6 protein-coding genes and 1 pseudogene are annotated in these 4201 nt (G+C 68.4%); 4 read left to right on the top strand and 3 right to left on the bottom strand.

Features of this window, described 5'->3' with window-relative positions:
• Positions 1 to 919: 919 nt before the first annotated feature.
• Both BMW99_RS38920 and BMW99_RS38915 read left to right on the top strand, forming a co-directional pair.
• Positions 920 to 1444: an RNA polymerase sigma factor gene (locus BMW99_RS38920; protein WP_245791816.1), complete on the top strand. Its 525-nt coding sequence runs from the start codon at positions 920 to 922 to the stop codon at positions 1442 to 1444.
• A gap of 429 nt (positions 1445 to 1873) precedes the next feature.
• Positions 1874 to 2386: a GNAT family N-acetyltransferase gene (locus BMW99_RS38915; RefSeq protein ID WP_069466614.1), complete on the top strand. Its 513-nt coding sequence runs from the start codon at positions 1874 to 1876 to the stop codon at positions 2384 to 2386.
• A 39-nt stretch (positions 2387 to 2425) separates the two neighbouring features.
• Here the strand turns inward: BMW99_RS38915 and BMW99_RS41055 are convergent, their stop codons facing one another.
• Positions 2426 to 2608 carry a hypothetical protein gene (locus BMW99_RS41055; protein ID WP_143080634.1) on the bottom strand — a complete coding sequence of 61 codons (183 nt, stop codon included), beginning with the start codon at positions 2606 to 2608 and terminating at the stop codon, positions 2426 to 2428.
• A 73-nt stretch (positions 2609 to 2681) separates the two neighbouring features.
• On the bottom strand, positions 2682 to 2855 hold the full coding sequence (locus BMW99_RS42595; protein WP_245791815.1) for a hypothetical protein: 174 nt from the start codon (positions 2853 to 2855) through the stop codon (positions 2682 to 2684).
• Between BMW99_RS42595 and BMW99_RS43040 the strand changes: the two are divergent.
• Positions 2839 to 3045: pseudogene (locus tag BMW99_RS43040) on the top strand (integrase); the annotation flags it as partial. The gene BMW99_RS42595 and the pseudogene BMW99_RS43040 overlap by 17 nt on opposite strands.
• Before the next feature lie 93 nt (positions 3046 to 3138).
• On the top strand, positions 3139 to 3699 hold the full coding sequence (locus BMW99_RS42585) for an integrase core domain-containing protein (RefSeq protein ID WP_245791814.1): 561 nt from the start codon (positions 3139 to 3141) through the stop codon (positions 3697 to 3699).
• 195 nt (positions 3700 to 3894) lie between these two features.
• Here the strand turns inward: BMW99_RS42585 and BMW99_RS38905 are convergent.
• Positions 3895 to 4201, bottom strand: a 307-nt coding sequence (locus BMW99_RS38905) for an integrase core domain-containing protein (protein ID WP_143080633.1), incomplete at its 5' end; no start/stop codon positions are given.

The raw sequence follows: 4201 nt of genomic DNA, 5'->3' as shown, positions 1-4201 counted from the left end.
ACCGGCGGACACGTCACCAACACCTGGTACGACGGCACCGACTGGCACGTCACCGACCTCACCACCAGCCTCGGCACCCCCACCGCCGACTAGCGACACGAATCGGAGCTGCGTCGGCAGCGGACCCGGCATTGCCGAGAATCTCGTCGGCGGTCTCGGTCCAGGCCAAGAGCCCGGGTTGCTCACTTCCGTGGGCAACCCGGGCTCGGACGTTGCCGGCCGTGCCGCCGAGGAACTGCTCGAGGGCGGGCACGAAGTCGCCGGACGACAGGCCGTGCAGGTGGAGCAGCGGGAGCACCTCGGAGATCTTCGGGGCGGTCGGCGTGGGCGAAGTGAGGCGGAGGGCGTCGGCGAGTGAGGCGGAACCGTGACGTCCCAACTTGCCGTCTGCCCCAAAGAAGGGGGCGCCGCATGTTGGAAAAGATCGCAAGATGGACCTACCGAGCAGTGGCCGTCATGCACGGCCACCTGCTCCTCGTCATCGCACGCATCATCGCCAAGAAGATCAGCCCCCGGCTTGACCAAGCCTGGAGCCTCTACGACTGGTGGAACAACCCCAAGCGATACATCGAACACCGCGGTGGCATCGAACTCGGCAAGTCCATCGACATCGCACACGCCGACACCACCCCGGAACCGGAACACCCGGCCCCGCGCCGGTGGGCCGCGTCCCACGCCGAGATCGCACCACTCACCAGGGCGAGTTGCACACCGTCCGCGAACTCGACGTGCTCATCGAGCACGTTCTGCGCGCGCTTGCGCCATGAGCGGGCCCGAATGGCGGGGAACCGGCGGGTGCGGGCCGCGGGTGGCCCGGCGCCCCGGCCAGGGATACGAGGGCGGCGAAAGGAGGGCGGGTGCCGCACGAAGCAGTCAGCACACACCGCCGTGTGCGCTGACGCAGCGCCAGACCGATGGCGTGTTGGCCGCACGCGCTGCCGAGGGTGACGAGGATGCCTTCGAGGCCCTCGCCCGAGGGCACGCACCACAGCTGCTCCGACTCGCGTCGCGCATGCTGGACAGCGGGACGGAAGCCGAGGACGCCGTTCAGGACGCGTTCGTCAGCGCCTGGCGCCAACTCCCCCAGTACCGCGGCCAGGCCGCCTTCGGCACGCGGGTCCCTCGCGTCGTGGTCAACAGATGCCTGAACGTGCTGCGCGCCCGCCGTCCGGAGACCGACCTGGAGTCCGTTCCGGAGCCTGCCGCGCCCGCCCCTCTCGCATCGCCCGCCCGGGCCGCGGAATCTCGGGCCGCGGCGCGGGACCTCGCCGAAGCCCTCGCCTCGCTCTCGCCGGAACAGCGCGTGTGCTCGGTACTGCGCGAAGTGGAGGACCTGCCGCACGAGACGCTCGCGGAAACCGTCGGGATCAGAACAGAGGTTGCTCGCGGCCGCGTCTTCCGCGCCCGACGCTGCATGACGGAGGCGAGGACCGCATGGCGATGAACACCCCGGCCGGACGAAGCAAACCGACGGACGGCGCGCCAGGCCGCCCGCCGTCCCCGCACGACGACCTGACCGACGTCCGACCCCGACCGCGCCGATACGGATGAGGCGCACCGCGCTTCCTGCCCCTACTGCGGGCAGCCGGACAGCAAGTGGATTTGCTGGGCCGCGCGGGAGCCGGCGACCACGAGGTGGCTGAAGAGGACCGCGCGGCCTTGACCGAGCGGGTGATGCAGGTCGTCCGCCTCGAGCTGCGGCCAGGGCCCCGCCTGCCCCTCGGGAGCGCGACGAGGATCTTCGGGTGCGAGGCGATAGCCGCCAAAGGCTCGCCAGCGCGCCGTGATCGCGACCCCGTCTTGTCGCCCTGCTCCGGGGCGGCGTCCGTTTCGGCCGCGACATACTCGTCGGACGTTCCGATCAGGAGGCAGAGTGATCACTCTCAGGCCCGAAACCATCCGCACCGAGCGGCTGACCGTGCTGCCCCTCCAGGCCGGGCACGCCGAAGAGATGGCCACGGTACTGTCCGACCCCGGCCTGCACACCTTCATCGGGGGCGCTCCGGACACCGCTGAGGCCCTGCGCGCCCGGTACGAACGGTGGGCGGCCGGCTCTCCCGACCCTGCCGAATCCTGGTGCAACTGGGTGATCAGCCTCCGCGGCGCGGCCTGCCTGACCGGCACACTCCAGGCGACGATCACCGCCGACGACCGCGGTGCCACCGGGGAGATCGCCTGGGTGGTGGGAACCCCGTGGCAGCGGCGCGGCATAGCCGCCGAGGCAGCCCGAGGGCTCGTCGCCTGGCTCCGCACGCACCCGGTGCACACGGTCGTCGCCCACATCCACCCCGACCACACGGCGTCCGCCGCCGTCGCGACCGCAGCCGGACTCAGCCCCACCGACCAGTGGCACGACGGAGAGATCCGGTGGCAATTGGTGCTCTGATCAAGGAGGTTCGCCGGGGCGAAGGACGCGCTGAGTCGGTCAGGCAGGTGGACGTGGGCCGGCGCTGGTGACGGTGCCGGTCCGCCAGTCTGGTTGATCGGATTGGCCGAAGACGATCTCCAGGCTCCTGTGTGTGAGTTGTTCGGCCTTCTGGCAGGCCTGCAGGGTGCCGACACTGCTACACGGCTCCTGATTAGGCTCTTTGCTGTTCCAGGTGATCATGGCATGCTCCGACTGCATGGCGTTGCGCGTGCTCTACCTGATCTTCGTCCGGCTGCTCGGACTGCTCCTGCTTCTACAGCGGTCGGAGGATGCCAAGAACGTTGAACTTCTCGTGCTGCGCCACGAAGTCGCGGTCCTTCGTCGACAGCTCGGCACCCGGCCACATCTGACGTGGCCGGACCGCGCCGTGCTCGCCGCCCTCGCCCGGCACCTGCCGAACAGGCTGCGCCATCACCGCCTGGGTCACCCCCGGCACCCTTCTGGCCTGGCACCGCCGACTGCTGCGGTGGAAGTGGAAACAGGAGCCTCCCCGGACCGGACGCCCGCCGATCTCCGAGGAACTCACCGCCCGGATCCTGCGTCTCGCTCACGAGAATCCAACCTGGGGCTACACCCGCATCCAGGGCGAACTGCGACGCCTCGGCATCCGCGTCGCGGCTTCCACCATCCGCCCTACCCTGCGCAGCACCGGCCTCAACCCTGCACCCCGACGAAGCCGCAGCACCCCCTCTTGGCGGGAGTTCCCGCGCGTGCAGGCATCCGGACTGCTCGCCACCGACTTCTTCCACATCGACACCGTGACCCTGCGACGGCTGTACGTGTTCTACGTCATGGAGGTCGGTACCCGAACCGTGCACATTCTCGGCCTCACCGGCCACCCCACCACGGCCTGGGCCACCCAGCTCGCCCGCAACCTGTTGACCGACCTCGGCCAACGATCCTCCAGCTTCCAGTACCTGCTGCGCGACCGCGACAGCAAGTACACCCAGCCTTTCGACTCGGTCTTCACCGCGGACGGAGTCGAGATCCTGAAGAGCGCGCCGCAGACCCCGCGGATGAACGCCCACGCCGAAAGGGCCATACGCACCATCAGAGCCGAGTGCACCGACCGGCTACTGATCTACAACGAACAACACCTACGGCACGTCCTGGCCGAATACTCCCAGCACTACAACACCAGCCGACCCCACCGCGCCCTACAACTCCGCGCCCCCGGCGACAAGCCCAACGTCATCCCCTCCCCCGCACACCGCATCCAGGGCCACGACATCCTCAACGGACTCATCCACGAGTACCGTCAGGCCACTTGACGAAGATCAGCGCAGCTAGCAAACGTCCAGCTCAGCGCATGCGCAGGACTTTTGGAACCCCACAAGGGCATATCACTGACAGTGCACCTTTGGTGCAAGCTCAGCAGTCGCGCCGTTCGGTGAAGGCTGGAGGGTCTGCTGCACGACCGGGCGACAGCTTGACCTGCCCCATGGTTCGGGTTCCAGCTGGGGTGGCTAACTGGCGGCGTGGATGGGGTCTTGTGCGGAGAGTAGTTCGTACTCGATGGGGGTGCGGTAGCCCAGTGCTGAATGTCGTCTCTGGCGGTTGTAGAAGATCTCGATGAACTCGAAGATCGCGTTGGCCAGTTCGACCCGGGTCTTCCAGCGCTTGCGGTTGAGCAGCTCGATCTGCATCGAGGACCAGAACGATTCCATCATCGCGTTGTCCAGGCCGTCCCCGACGGTCCCGAACGACGGCAGGAGCCCGGCGGAGCGGATCCGTTCCCCGAAGACCCAGGAGGTGAACTGGGTGCCGTGATCG

It is taken from the genome of Actinacidiphila rubida (genome assembly GCF_900110255.1).
GTDB classification, from domain to species: Bacteria; Actinomycetota; Actinomycetes; order Streptomycetales; family Streptomycetaceae; genus Actinacidiphila; species Actinacidiphila rubida.
The sequence above is the reverse complement of the archived record's forward strand: the minus strand, read 5'-3'. Positions and strand labels throughout refer to the sequence as shown.

Excerpts from the sequence above, each read along its gene's own strand:
- BMW99_RS41055 (WP_143080634.1), bottom strand. The coding sequence starts at position 2,608 with ATGATCACCTGGAACAGCAAAGAGCCTAATCAGGAGCCGTGTAGCAGT.